The 12,818-nt window shown below is 68.6% G+C and carries 12 protein-coding genes and 1 pseudogene; 8 read left to right on the top strand and 5 right to left on the bottom strand.

What is annotated here, in order from left to right:
• The coding region (gene thsB, locus QZT59_RS18420) for a thermosome subunit beta (protein ID WP_290819338.1) at positions 1 to 1,523 on the top strand (1,523 nt) is incomplete at its 5' end.
• A gap of 148 nt (positions 1,524 to 1,671) precedes the next feature.
• Positions 1,672 to 2,307, top strand: a pseudogene (locus tag QZT59_RS18415) (IS6 family transposase).
• A 349-nt stretch (positions 2,308 to 2,656) separates the two neighbouring features.
• Here the strand turns inward: QZT59_RS18415 and QZT59_RS18410 are convergent.
• Entirely contained in the window at positions 2,657 to 3,583 is a 927-nt protein-coding gene (locus tag QZT59_RS18410) for a triacylglycerol lipase (RefSeq protein ID WP_290819337.1), read from the bottom strand.
• A gap of 161 nt (positions 3,584 to 3,744) precedes the next feature.
• Here QZT59_RS18410 and QZT59_RS18405 point away from each other — a divergent pair, with 161 nt between their 5' ends.
• Positions 3,745 to 5,658: an ABC transporter ATP-binding protein gene (locus QZT59_RS18405; RefSeq protein ID WP_290819336.1), complete on the top strand. Its 1,914-nt coding sequence runs from the start codon at positions 3,745 to 3,747 to the stop codon at positions 5,656 to 5,658.
• Positions 5,659 to 5,766: 108 nt separating this feature from the next.
• Positions 5,767 to 6,354, top strand: coding sequence for a hypothetical protein (locus tag QZT59_RS18400; RefSeq protein WP_290819335.1), 588 nt, complete (start codon positions 5,767 to 5,769; stop codon positions 6,352 to 6,354).
• 98 nt (positions 6,355 to 6,452) lie between these two features.
• Here QZT59_RS18400 and QZT59_RS18395 read toward each other — a convergent pair whose 3' ends face one another.
• Positions 6,453 to 6,800: a hypothetical protein gene (locus QZT59_RS18395; protein ID WP_343195803.1), complete on the bottom strand. Its 348-nt coding sequence runs from the start codon at positions 6,798 to 6,800 to the stop codon at positions 6,453 to 6,455.
• A gap of 296 nt (positions 6,801 to 7,096) precedes the next feature.
• On the opposite strand from QZT59_RS18395, the gene QZT59_RS18390 reads away from it, so the two are divergent.
• Positions 7,097 to 7,429, top strand: a complete 333-nt coding sequence (locus QZT59_RS18390) for a nuclear transport factor 2 family protein (RefSeq protein ID WP_290819334.1) — start codon at positions 7,097 to 7,099, stop codon at positions 7,427 to 7,429.
• Between the two features lie 28 nt (positions 7,430 to 7,457).
• Here QZT59_RS18390 and QZT59_RS18385 read toward each other — a convergent pair whose 3' ends face one another.
• The 3 genes from QZT59_RS18385 to serS form a co-directional block, all read right to left on the bottom strand.
• Entirely contained in the window at positions 7,458 to 8,654 is a 1,197-nt protein-coding gene (locus QZT59_RS18385; RefSeq protein ID WP_290819333.1) for a rhodanese-like domain-containing protein, read from the bottom strand.
• 96 nt (positions 8,655 to 8,750) lie between these two features.
• Positions 8,751 to 9,296, bottom strand: coding sequence for a diadenylate cyclase (locus QZT59_RS18380; RefSeq protein WP_290819332.1), 546 nt, complete (start codon positions 9,294 to 9,296; stop codon positions 8,751 to 8,753).
• A gap of 193 nt (positions 9,297 to 9,489) precedes the next feature.
• Entirely contained in the window at positions 9,490 to 10,872 is a 1,383-nt protein-coding gene (gene serS / locus QZT59_RS18375; protein ID WP_290819331.1) for a serine--tRNA ligase, read from the bottom strand.
• Between the two features lie 518 nt (positions 10,873 to 11,390).
• Here serS and QZT59_RS18370 point away from each other — a divergent pair.
• From QZT59_RS18370 to QZT59_RS18360, 3 genes are all read left to right on the top strand, one after another.
• A complete protein-coding gene (locus QZT59_RS18370) occupies positions 11,391 to 12,107 on the top strand; it encodes a carbonic anhydrase (protein ID WP_290819330.1) in 717 nt (238 codons plus the stop codon).
• Between the two features lie 216 nt (positions 12,108 to 12,323).
• A complete protein-coding gene (locus QZT59_RS18365) occupies positions 12,324 to 12,533 on the top strand; it encodes a hypothetical protein (RefSeq protein ID WP_290819329.1) in 210 nt (69 codons plus the stop codon).
• A 174-nt stretch (positions 12,534 to 12,707) separates the two neighbouring features.
• Positions 12,708 to 12,818, top strand: a 111-nt coding sequence (locus QZT59_RS18360; RefSeq protein WP_290819339.1) for a cold-shock protein, incomplete at its 3' end; no start/stop codon positions are given.

Raw genomic sequence — 12,818 nt, 5'->3', positions numbered from 1 at the left:
GGATGGACAAGATGCTCGTCGACTCGATGGGCGACGTCACCATCACGAACGACGGCGTCACCATCCTGAAGGAGATGGACATCGACAACCCGACGGCCGAGATGATCATCGAGGTCGCCGAAACCCAGGAGGACGAGGCCGGCGACGGCACCACGACGGCCGTGGCGATCGCGGGCGAACTCCTCAAGAACGCCGAGGACCTCCTCGAGCAGGACATCCACCCGACGGCGATCATCAAGGGCTTCCACATGGCCGCCGAGCAGGCCCGCGAGGAGATCGACGCCGTTGCGACCGAAGTCGACACCGACGACGAAGCCCTCCTGCGCTCGGTCGCCGAGACCTCGATGACCGGCAAGGGCGCCGAGGTCAACAAGGAGCACCTCTCGCAGCTCATCGTCGACGCCATCCGACAGGTGACCGTCGAGGACGAGGAAGGCGAGAACGTCGTCGACCTCGAGTTCCTCAAGATCGAGACCCAATCCGGTCGCGCCGTCGGCGAGTCCGACCTCCTCGAGGGCGGCATCGTCGACAAGGATCCGGTCCACGACGACATGCCCACGGAGGCGACCGACGCCGACATCCTGCTGCTGAACGATCCGATCGAGATCGAGGAGGCCGACGTCGACACCGAGGTCTCCGTGACGGATCCGGACCAGCTCCAGCAGTTCCTCGACCGCGAGGAACAGCAGCTCCGCGAGAAGGTCGACCACATCGTCGACCTCGGCGCCGACGTCGTCTTCTGCCAGAAGGGCATCGACGACCTCGCCCAGCACTACCTCGCCAAGGAGGGCATCCTCGCCGTCCGGCGAGCCAAGAAGTCCGACCTCGAGTTCCTCAAGGAGGTCGTCGGAGCCGCGATCGTCTCCGACCTCGAGAGCGCCACCGAGGAGGACCTCGGCTTCGGCGACGTCAGCCGCGACGAGGACGACGACATGTTCTACGTCGAGGGCGAGGACGCCCACGGCGTCACCCTCCTGCTGGCCGGCTCGACCCAGCACGTCGTCGACGAGCTCGAGCGCGGCATCAACGACGCGCTCGACGTCGTCGCCCAGACCGTCTCCGACGGCCGCGTCCTCGCGGGCGGCGGCGCCGTCGAGGTCGAACTCGCCGGGCGCCTGCGCGACTACGCCGACAGCGTCTCCGGCCGCGAGCAGCTGGCCGTCGAGGCCTTCGCCGACTCGCTCGAGCTCGTTCCCCGCGTGCTCGCCGAGAACGCCGGCCTCGACAGCATCGACACGCTCGTCGACCTGCGCGCGGCCCACGACGACGGCGACGTCCGCGCGGGCCTGAACGCCTGGACCGGCGACGTCGAGGACACCTTCGAGGCCGGCGTCGTCGAGCCCGCCCACGCCAAAGAGCAGGCGGTCACCAGCGCCAGCGAGGCCGCCAACCTCGTCCTCAAGATCGACGACATCATCGCCGCCGGCGACCTCTCGACCGACAAGGGCGACGACGAGGAAGGCGCCCCCGGCGGCGGCATGGGCGGCATGGGCGGCATGGGCGGTATGGGCGGCGCGATGTAAGCGAGGTTCGGAGCGAGCAACGCGAGCGAGAACCTCGAAGAGGCGAGCGGGCCTCCGGCCCGCGAGCCAACACTAAATTTTGCTCTGCGGCCCGGGCGGTGTTTAGTTTGAGTATGAAGTGGTGAGGCGGTGGCAGTTTTTGGTGCCAATGCCGAAAACTGCCAGCCTCAGGGGATCTAGTGGATGGATCGACTTGGAGTTTGTGCAGCGAGAGCGGACACCACGTGAGCTGATGGCGCTGGGTATTCGCCTCCATTTAGGCTATTTCTCGCTTCCGAATACCGTTCGAGAATTGGAGAAGTACGATGTCAAACGGAGTCGGAAAGCCGTCCACGACTGGGTGCATAAAGCCGATCTTGCTCCTTGTGAGGGAGCTCAACCGGCCACCGTTGCGCTCGATGAGACGGTGATCTGGATCGATGGTCAGCAGTATTGGCTGTACGCAGCGGTTGATCCAGCGACGAACCGGTTCCTGCACGTTCGGCTGTATTCGACGCGCACAACCGCTCTTACCGAGATGGTTCTCGCAGAACTCATGGAGAAACACGACGTCGAGGACGCCGTCTTTTTCATTGATTCAGCCGCCTGACCCAAAGCCGCACTTCACCGCCGCGGCTTCGAGTTTCGGTACGAACGATACCGTGATCGGAACTCCGTCGAACGTGTTTACAGAGAGGTAAAAGGTCGAACCTCCTCGTTCTCAAACTCGTTCAGTCACGTCGATCCAAAAACGGCCGATTCGTGGCTCCAAGCCTTCGCCCGCTGGCACAATGAGACTAACTAAACACGACCGCAGCCCGGCTTCGCCGGCCCTCGGCAAAATTTAGTATAAAAGCACTCCTCCTTCCGTTCCACTCGCTCAGCCTCCGGCTTCGCTCGCTGCTCGCGGCTTCGCCGCTCGCGATTCCGCGGCGCTACGCGCCGCGCTCGCGCTCGGAGAACGGCTTCGCTCACGGTTCGCTACGCTCACCGTTCGCCATCCCGCGGTTCTCGCTCCCTTTGGTCGCTCCGAACCGCGCACCGCCCGGGTTCTCCGCACCGCTCGCTCGCCGACGCTAGTCCCGTACCCTGTTCACCGACGAAAGGATCCTCGTTCCGATCGGGACTGCTGTTACACGCGGCTGCTCCGCTCCTCACCCGTCGCGCAGCCACCCGTAGGTCAGCCGGATCGCCGCCTCGCTCTCGCGGGCCGCGTCGTGACCGCGCCACTCGAGTTCGACGTTCTCGGCGCCCTCGAGCGCCGGGCTCTCGCGGTTCTGGAGGAAGAGGAGGTCGAGACCGCCGCGGATCGTGTAGTAGTCGACGTCGCCGGGGGTCTCGTCCGGCGAGTTGAGGTCGTGGAGGGGACCGCCGGGGTCGGCGCAGGAAGGTGAGAGGAACTGGCAGGGCTCGCCGCGGCCGGGCAGCGCCTCGCAGCCGGGACCGCAGACCCAGGTGCCGTGGTTGGCGCCGGCGAGGCCGACGAACGTTTCGACGTCGTCGTAGCGATCCTCCTCGTCCATCCAGTAGCGGGCGCCGGTGACGCCGAGACTGTGAGCGACGACGTCGACCGCGTCCGCGCCCGTCTCCTCGAGCACCCGCTCGACGAACCCGTCGAGCTGGTCGGCCATCTCGGGGTGGGTGGTCGTCTCCTCGCGGAAGGTGATCGACCAGAGGCCGTCGCCCGCGTAGGCGCCCTCCAGGAACGCCTCGGCGTGCGGGTCGAAGGCGCAGGCGTCGTCGGTGTTCCCGTGGACGAAGACGACCGGCGCCCGGTCGGCGTCTTCGTCCTCGTCGGTTCCGTGGTACTCGTGGCCGCCCCAGCCGCCGTAGTCGCCGTTCGTGTCGAACGGGAGGGCGTCGTCGTCGGTGCGGTCGCGGTCGCACGTGGGGGCGTCGTCGCCGGCGAAGACGTCGGGACCGTCGTCATCGTCGATCGCGAGCGCCCGGTCCGATCGCCGGGGACCGCGATCCGCCTCGCCGCGGGCGGACGCCGCTGCCCCGGCGCCGACCGCGCCGAGACCGACCACGCCGGCGGAGCGGAGGACGCGACGGCGGCTGACTGATTCGTCGTCGGTCACGCCCGCCTCTCGGGCGGCCGTCCCGAAAAAGCCGCGGCGCGAACCTTCCAGGTGGTCGCGGGAGCTGCGCTCGTTCGGCTTCGATAGGGGGTGAACGAGCGGAATCGTACGGACATCCTGAACCGTTGTGGATTTACGGTTCGAAACAGTAGCCGATTTCAGTGAGCGCCTACGACGAGGAGGAGACGCCGTTCGACCGGTACCGCGAGCGGGTCGATCGCCCGCTGACGCGCCTGTTCGTGGAGTACGCGCCCGGCCGGCTGGGCTGGTTCAGCGCGGGCATGGTCGCGAACTTCGTCGCCCGGATGGCGAGCCTCGTGCCGCCGGTCCTGCTGGGGGTGGCGATCGACGCCATCTTCGCTCCCGACGCGGACGCGGCGGCGTACTCGCTTCCGATCGTCCCCGACGCCTGGCTGCCGGACGGCCAAATGGCGCAGTTCGAGTTCACCGTGATCGCGATCGCGGTAGCGTTCGTCGCGGTGGCGGTTTTCACGTGGATCTACGGCGTGACCGCCAACCTGTTCGCCCACGGCGTGATGCACGCCGTGCGGGTCGACAGCTTCCGGAAGATGCAACGGCTCGACCAGACGTTCTTCGACGACAAGCAGACCGGCGAGGTGATGGCGGTGTTGAACGACGACACGCGGAACCTCGAGATGTTCCTCGACAACGCGCTGATGGACTCGCTGCGGCTGCTGGTCATGGTGCTCGGCATCGCCGCCGTCCTCTTCTACCTCAACTGGCAGCTGGCGTTCGTCACGCTGTTCGCCGTCCCCGCGATGTTCGCGTTCACGATCTGGTTCATGAAAACGGTCGAGCCCCGATACGTCCGCCAGCGGTCCGCGGTCGCCCGTCTCAACACCCGCCTCGAGAACGCGATCTCCGGGATGGGCCTCACGAAGGCGACGGCGACCGAGTCCTACGAGGTCGACCGCGTCCGGAAGTCCTCGCGAAACTTCTTCGACCGGACGATGGACGTCCTCAAGCTGAGCTACCTCTACCGGCCCGGGATGGAGCTGCTCGCCGGGATCGCCTTCGCCGCGACGTTCCTCGTCGGCGGCCTCTGGCTCGCCACGGGGACCGCGCCGGGCCCGCTGACGGGGACGCTGTCGGTCGGCGACTTCGTCGTCTTCCTGATGCTGACCCAGCGGATCGTCGACCCGCTCGCGCAGGTTTCGGACATCGTCGACCAGTACGAGAACGCGAAGGCCTCGAGCGAGCGCATCTTCGGGCTGATGGACATCGACGTCGCGATCGAGGACGCCGAGGACGCCCGACCCCTCCCCGACCCCGACGCCCGCGTCGAGTACGTCGACGTCACCTTCGCGTACGACAACGTTCTCGGCGACGGCGACGAGGAGACCGTGATCGAGGACGTCTCGTTCGTCGCCGAGCCCGGCGAGATGGTCGCGCTGGTCGGCCCGACGGGCGCGGGGAAGTCCACCCTGCTCAAACTCCTGTTGCGGCTGTACGACGTCGACGAGGGCGCGATCCGGATCGACGGTCACGATCTCCGGGAACTGCAGCTGGCCGACCTGCGGGAGGCGATCGGTTACGTCGGCCAGGAGACGTTCCTCTTCGACGGGACCGTCGCCGAGAACATCCGCTACGGCCAGTTCGACGCGAGCGACGAGGCCGTTCGCGAGGCCGCGAAAGCCGCGGAGGCCCACGAGTTCATCCTGGGCCTTCCGGAGGGCTACGAGACCCGCGTGGGCGAGCGCGGCACGAAGCTCTCGGGCGGCCAGCGCCAGCGCATCGCCATCGCCAGGGTCGTCCTGCAGGATCCGCCGATCCTCGTCCTCGACGAGGCGACCAGCGCCGTCGACACCGAGACCGAGCTCGCGATCCAGCGCTCGATCGAGCGCCTGACCGAGGACCGCACGACGCTCGCGATCGCCCACCGGCTCTCGACGATCCGGGATGCGGACCGCATCCTCGTGCTGGAGGACGGCCGCGTCGTCGAGCGCGGCACCCACGAAGAGCTCCGCGAAGCGGAGGGCCGGTACGCCGCCCTCTGGAGTGTGCAGGCGGGCCGAGTCGACGAGCCGGCGGAGCTGCCGGGGGACTTCTCTTGAGAGGCCGTCCCGCCGCCGACCGGGCGGCGAGCGCCTCGCGGCGGCGGCCGCGAGCGTCGGTCGAACGATCTTCCCCGCTTATATGTGGGGGGCGTTCGAGTAGCGACCATGAGACGACGTGACTGGCTCGCCGGCATCGGCGTGGCCTCGCTGTCCGCCGTCTCGGGGTGTCTCGAATCGGTTCCTGCCGGCGGTGACGATGCCGGGGACCGCGACGGCGGGAACGACCGGAACGGATCGGAATTCGTCGCCCATCCCGACGGCGACGCCGAGGTGACCGTTCGCGTCGAGCAGGTTTCGGGGTTCGGCGAACCCGAAGCGTACGAGATCGCGCTGGAAATCGCGTCCGTCGAACTGAGTCGGGCCGGCGAGGAGGGCGGTGTTCGCTACGACGCCGACGAGACGGTCGCGCTCCAGAACGAGCCCGGCGCGTTCCCCGATCTCGAGGCGACGCTCGTCGAGCGGACGGAGATTCCGGTCGGGACGTACGACTACTTCCGGTTTTACGGGTCGGTGGTCGACGTTTCGGGTGCCGACGGGGACGTCGGTCTCTCGGACGGCGACCGCATCGAACGGGCCGTGGGCGCCGTCTTCGAGGTCGACGATCACAAAGAGCACGTCCTGCAGCTCGCGGTACACGAGCGAGACGGGGGCTACGAGCTGACCGACGCCGGGATGAAGACCGTGACGTGGTAGGCGGCGGGGCGACGGCGCCGTCGTTCGTCCAGCGGCGTCCGGACCGCGCGTTCGACGGGCGACCGAGTTCGTCGGGATCGACGGCGACGGCGGATCATTCACCCCGGTGCGCGAAATGGCTTGACTCGAAACCGGAGGACGATCGACTCGACGACCTCCTCGTCACCACTCCACGCCACCGTCACCTCCGTGAGCCGGTACGAGGGACCCACCGGAACCGTCTCCGCGGAGAGTCGCGCTCGCCACCCGTCGCCCTCGACCTCGTCCTCGCTGGCCCTCGTGCCGCCGAGGTTCTCGAGGTAGCCCACCGCCCGCTCCGGCGGTAGCCCGCGAAACCGCCTCGTGACGTGCAAGATGCCGTCTTCGACCGACCTGTCCACGGGCGGGATCGCGTCGAGCGCCGCCTTCCGCTTTCGCATTCCGGGCGAGAGTGCTGGACGGGACACGGGTACTCACCGCGGCTCTCCGCCGGCAGGGCGGTTAACGCTTGCCTCGAACCGAGCGGAGAGCGTTCGCCGAACGGCGTCTCAGTGCTCGCTCGTCGGACTCGCGGGTACGAAGCGACCGTCGCCCGTCGGAACGACCGGGGCCGGATCGCGGAGACGGGAGAGGCCGGGCTATCGCGTGGTAACGGACGAGGCCGGGCTATCGCGTGCTAACGGAAGAGGCCGGGTTATCGCGTGCTAACTGACGAGGCCGGGTCACGGTGTGCTATTTACGGACGCCGTCCCAACGGCCGTGCATGCCATCTGTCGGCCCAGCCCTCGTCCGCCGATACTACGAGGCGCTGGACGAGGGCGCCTACGACGACCTCGAATCCCTGCTGGCGCCGACGTTCGTCCAGCGCCGTCCGGACCGCGCGTTCGACGGACCGGACGCGTTCGTCCGATTCATGCGGGAAGATCGGCCGGTGACGGGCACGACACACGAACTGGACGACGTCTTCGGGAGCGGCGATCGCGTCGCGGCTCGGGGCCGGCTGCTCGACGGCGACGGCGATCTCCTCGTCGAGTTCGCCGACCACTTCCGGATCGCGGACGGCCGGATCGCCCGACTGGAGACCTACACGCGGTAGTCTCCGGAGCACTCCGATCGGTCCGTGACTACGCGGAACAGTTGTTCGGCCCGAGTTCGAGCTCCGTCCGCTCCTCCGGATCAAGCTCGCGGACCCCGCGGTTGATCTCGATGATCTCCTCGTAGTTCGCCGGCTTCTCGCCGGGATCGGCCAGTCGGTCGACGAACGCCTCCTCGTCGACCTGGAGGAGGTCGATGCCGGTCCGGGCGTTCCGAACCGTCGTCGCGATCGCCTCGCCCGGCGCCCCGACCGCGAACTCGCCGTCCGCGGTGACCGTCACGTGCCCCGGCAGGACGGTCACGCCCTCGGGCTCGGCCAGCAGCGTCCGGTGGAGCGTCTCGTAGAGCATCCTGGCTCCCTCCTCGCCCTCGTCCTCGCTGAATTCGAGCTCCGTCCGTCCGACCGAGTTCACGTGCAGCGTGTCCGCCGTCAGCACCGCCAGGTCGTCGACGAGGAGGCTGATCATCTCGCTGGTGTGGCCGGGCGTCGCGAGGGCCTTGCACTCGAGTTCGCCCACCTCCAGCACCTCGTTGCGGGCCAGCCCCTCGAACTCGTAGTCGAGGCCGCGCTCCGCGGCGCGGTCGCCGAGGTAGTAGGGGACGTCGAGCTCCTCGGCGAGCCGGCGGCCGCCGGAGACGTGGTCGGCGTGGACGTGCGTGTCGAGCACGGCCGCGATCGTCAGCCCGGCCTCCTCGGCTGCCGCCTTCACCTCGTCGACGTCCTCGGTCGGATCGACGACGACCGCGTCGCCCGTCTCACCACAGCCGACGACGTAGGAGAGACAGCCCTTCGCCCGGCGCTGGAGCTGGATCACGCGGACGCCCTCGCCCCTCGCGGTTTCACCGCTCGTCGTCTCGAGGCCTCCCTCTCGGACGGCCTCGCCCACGTCGACCTCGACGCTGTCGTAGACGCCGCTCCAGGCCTTCATCCCGCCGTCGACCGCCTGCACCTCCCACTCGTCGGTCGCGTCGACGAGCTGTGAGGCCAGATTCCCGGAGGAGATCCCTTTCGCGCAGATGGTGACGACCGAACCGACGTCGCCGACGAGTTCCCGGAGCTCCTCCAGCCGTCCGTCGAGTTCCTCCTGGGGCCCGAACGGGAAGTTGAGCGCCCCGCGGACGTGCCAGGCATCGAAGCTCTCCTCGGTCCTGGTGTCGACCAGCGCGAACGGCTCGTCGTCGTCCAGATACCGTTTCAGCTGTTCGGCGGAGATCGTGGTGACCATGCGGGTAGATACGGTCCCCGGCTCCTAAACGTCGCCCGTCCGAGGGGCGGGAGCTTCGAGTCTGGTTCTCGGTCGCGGCGTCGTCTCCGGCTCGGCTCAGTCGGCGCGCCAGCGCGCGGCGATCGCCTCCCGTTCGACCGAGTCGTACGTCCCGTCCCGGAACACCGTCACGCGCCCGCTCTCCTGGCTCAGCGTGAGCGCGGCGATCACCGTGTCCCGGCGGGAAGTGTCGAGGGCGCTCATGTGGCGGGTCCCCATCCAGTCGGCGTACTCGCCCCCGGGCGACGGCGGATCCCGGAACCGGACCATCCGCTCCTGGACGACGCCGTCGACGCTGACGACCCCCGTTCCGTCGCACTCGTAGGCCACCCGCTCGGCGGCGGCCGCGAACGCGCCCGGGTCCGCGAGCACGTCGCGGCTCTCCTCGACGGGCCACCGGTTGTCCCCCAGCGGGTCCGCGTGCTCGGCGACCGATCGTCCCGAGACGACCACGAGGTACATCCCCGGCCCGCGGCACTGCGGATCGTCCCAGCCCTCGGCCGAGAGCGAGCGCTCCTCGAGGACGTACCGGATCGTGTCCAGCAAGAGCGCGACGCGATCGTGTCGCTCGTACGCGATGGCCAGCGGCTCGTCGTCGCTCATCGGTCGGGGTTCGGCCGCTGGCGTGAAAAAGTTCCGCCGGTGGGGTCGTCTCGTCGCCGTCGCCTGCTCACGGCTCCCGTGCCTGCGGGTCGGCTACGCCTCCCCGCTCCGCCTCGAGGAGTTCGCTCCGCTCAATCCTCGCTCTCGCTCCGCGGGTCGGCTACGCCTCCCCGCTCCGCCTCGAGGGCTCGTTTCACTCGCCCTCGCTCTCCCCCAGCGCACTCTCCCCGACCGGATCGTGGCCCTCGATGACCTCCTGGCCGCCCATGTACGGCCGCAGCGCTTCGGGGACGGTGATCGTTCCGTCCTCGTTCTGGTAGTACTCCATGATCGCAACCACCACGCGGGGTAGGGCCACGCCCGAGCCGTTGAGGGTGTGGAGGTACTCGGCCGATTCGTGGCGCTCCGGGCGGTACTGGATCCCCGCCCGCCGGGCCTGGAAGTCCTCGAAGTTCGAGACGCTCGAGACCTCGAGCCAGCGGCCGCCCTCCTCGGGACCGTCGTCCATGTCGTCGGCGGGCGCCCAGACCTCGATGTCGTACTTCTTCGCCTGGGTGAACCCGAGGTCGCCGGTGCACATCTCGAGGATGCGGTAGGGGAGTTCCAGCCGGCGCAGGACCTCCTCGGCCTCGGCGACCAGCCCCTCGAAGCGGTCGGCGCTCTCGTCCGGCCGAACGAAGTTGACGAGCTCGACTTTGTTGAACTGGTGGACGCGGACGTAGCCGCGGGTCTCGGTGCCGTGTTCGCCGGCCTCCCGCCGGAAGTTCGGCGAGTAGGCCACGTACTTCAGGGGAAGGTCCTCGTCGACGAAGATCTCGTCCCGGTGCATGTTCGTCACCGGCACCTCCGCCGTCGGCAGGAGCCAGAGGTCGTCGTCGTCGTACGGGTCGTCGTTGTCGCCGCCCAGCCGGTAGGCGTCCTCGGTGAACTTCGGGAACTGGCCGGTGCCCCGCATCGAGGCGCTGTTGACGGGGATCGGCGGGAAGACGTCGACGTAGCCGTGCTCCTCGCGGTGGACGTCGAGGAAGAACTGGATCAGCGCGTGCTCCAGGCGGGCGCCGTCGCCCTTGAGGAACTGGAAGCCGCCGCCGGCCACCTTCGCGCCCCGCTCGAAGTCGATGATCTCGAGGTCCTCCCCGAGGTCGTAGTGCGGCACGATCTCGCCGGGCAGCTCCCGGAGGTCGTCGAACCCCTCGCGGCGGCGCTCGACGTTGTCGGACTCGTCGGCGCCGATCGGGACGTCCTCCTGGGGGATCATCGGGAGTCGGGCCAGCCCCTCTTCGAGCTCCGTCTCGAGCACGTCGGCTCGCCCCTCGACCGTTTCGAGTTCCGTCTTGAGCTCGTTCGACCGCTCGATGGCGTCCTCGGCCTCCTCGTCCCTACCCTCGCGCTTGAGCTCGCCGATCGTCTGGCTCACCTGGTTGCGCTCGTGGCGGAGGTCGTCGCCGCGGGCTTTGAGCTCGCGCCACTGCTCGTCGATCGAGAGCAGCCGATCGAGGTCGAGGTCGACCCCCTTGTTCTCGAGGGCGGCCCGCACCTCGTCGGGGTTCTCGCGCACGTAGGTCCGGTCGAGCATTCGTGCGGTCGGGTTCTCCGCGCCCGCCCTAAACCGTGTCGAATGAGGGGTGCGTTCGATCCGCCGGCCCCCGCTCGTCCGTCCGAGACCGGTCTCGTCGGCGACGGCGATCGCCGTCGACGGGTCACTCGTCGCCGGCTTTTCGCTCCGCCTGTCACGCCGACCGGCAGCGCGGGGACGGCGACCGCGAAGTCGGATCCACGCCGACCACGCCGGACGCGCGTCGATCAGCACGTCCCGATCCGGGGGCAGCCCGACGCCGCTGGAGGACGTCTGACCGCCTGAACTCCCGATTCGCTCGGCACCGACCCTTCGCGACTCCCGAGTTTTCACACCCGATACCGACATCTCGTGTTCGTGATCGTAGCGGCCGTTCGATCTCCCGACGGCGGGTCTCGTCGAATCCCGGCGCCGCGGCCTCGCGTTCGCACCGGAGCGATCGATCGCCGAGTCGTCGGTGATGGTGAAACCCGCCGGCGATCCGTCGGTTTTTGTCCCGGGTCCACGGAGGAACGAACATGACCGACGAGATCCTCACCGACCTGCTCTCGGGCAACGACGAACACGTCGAGTCGCTTCCGGGGGACTACTTCGACGGCGTCATCGAGGGCCAGCAGCCGTCCGTCGTATCGATCTGCTGTTCGGACTCGCGGGTCTCCCAGGAGGGGATGTGGAACGTCGACCGACCGGGCGAGGTCTTCACGCCGAGCAACATCGGCAACCAGGTGTGGGACGCCGACGCGGGCGAGAAGATCGTCGACGGAAGCGTCTGCTATCCGATCCACCACTGCGGAACCGACGCGGTGGCCGTCGTCGGTCACACCGGCTGTGGCGCCGTGACCGCCGCCTACGAGGTCGCCCGCGGCGCCGACGCGCCCCGCCCGCTCGGGGTGGCGAAGTGGATCGAGCTCCTCGCGCCGGTGATCCGGGAGGCCCTGGCCGACGACGCGGTCGACGCGGACGCGGACGGCGCGCCGCGGGGCGTCGACGAGGATCTCCTTATCGACCAGCTCGTCGAGTACAACGTCGACGCCCAGGTCGAGTTCCTGCTCGAGGCCCCGGAGATCCCCGACGACGTCGCCGTCTACGGCTTCGTCTACGACTTCGAGGGCGCCTACGGCGACGACCGGGGGCGGGCGTACCTCGTGAACGCCGACGGCGCGACCGAGCCGTCCGCGATCGCCGACCGAGTTCCGGAACGCCACCACGCGGCCGTGAACAGCCTGCTGTACTGACGGCCGGCGAGTGCGTCGCCGGGCCGGCGGGTGGGTCACCGGAGCGACGGTGCCGGCCGGCCGCCCCGCCGATTTCGTCGGCCCGCTTCTGGTGGGGGTGATCGTCGCCAACCCGCTTCTGGTGGGGGTGATCGTCGCCGGCTCGCTCGCCGTCGGCTCGCCCGGGCTCGGCGACGCCAACCGTTTTGTCGGCTTGCCGCGTACCGCCGGTGACCGATGCGCCGACTGCTCGAGTCCGATCGCGCGTTCTACTACGCCGTCGGGCTGTTCACGCTCGGAATCTTCGTCGGCGGCCTCGCGCTCCTGGCCGCGACGAGTCCCGACGGCGTCGGGAGTCGAGAACTGGTCGGTTTTTCCGTCGGCTTCCTGCTGTTCATCCTGGTGTATTTCGTCTCCATGACGATTTACCGGATGGTTCCGGCGTGAGCGCCACTCCCCGACCGCCGGTCGCGAACGGCGACCCCGCGGCGGCCGGATCGACCGACCGTATGGGCCCCCTTCCGACCGAATCCGCCCGCCGCAGGCCGTCCGTCCGCGGAACCGGTGCCTGCGAGGGAAGTCGCAAGGGTTATCAGTGATCCCGCCTTCCGTTCAGAAGCAATGGCGAAAGGAACCGTTGATTTCTTCAACGACACCGGCGGCTACGGATTCATCGAGACTGAGGACGCGGACGACGACGTGTTCTTCCACATGGAAGACATCGGCGGCCCG

The sequence above is a fragment of the Halovivax sp. genome, from assembly GCA_007119345.1.
Classification (GTDB): domain Archaea; phylum Halobacteriota; class Halobacteria; order Halobacteriales; family Natrialbaceae; genus Halovivax.
This window is presented reverse-complemented; position numbering and strand designations above follow the sequence as displayed.

Coding starts and splice junctions, on each gene's coding strand:
- QZT59_RS18400 (WP_290819335.1), top strand. CDS start 5,767: ATGAGACGACGTGACTGGCTCGCCGGCATCGGCGTGGCCTCGCTGTCC.
- QZT59_RS18390 (WP_290819334.1), top strand. CDS start 7,097: ATGCCATCTGTCGGCCCAGCCCTCGTCCGCCGATACTACGAGGCGCTG.
- QZT59_RS18385 (WP_290819333.1), bottom strand. CDS start 8,654: ATGGTCACCACGATCTCCGCCGAACAGCTGAAACGGTATCTGGACGAC.
- QZT59_RS18380 (WP_290819332.1), bottom strand. CDS start 9,296: ATGAGCGACGACGAGCCGCTGGCCATCGCGTACGAGCGACACGATCGC.
- serS (WP_290819331.1), bottom strand. CDS start 10,872: ATGCTCGACCGGACCTACGTGCGCGAGAACCCCGACGAGGTGCGGGCC.
- QZT59_RS18370 (WP_290819330.1), top strand. CDS start 11,391: ATGACCGACGAGATCCTCACCGACCTGCTCTCGGGCAACGACGAACAC.
- QZT59_RS18365 (WP_290819329.1), top strand. CDS start 12,324: ATGCGCCGACTGCTCGAGTCCGATCGCGCGTTCTACTACGCCGTCGGG.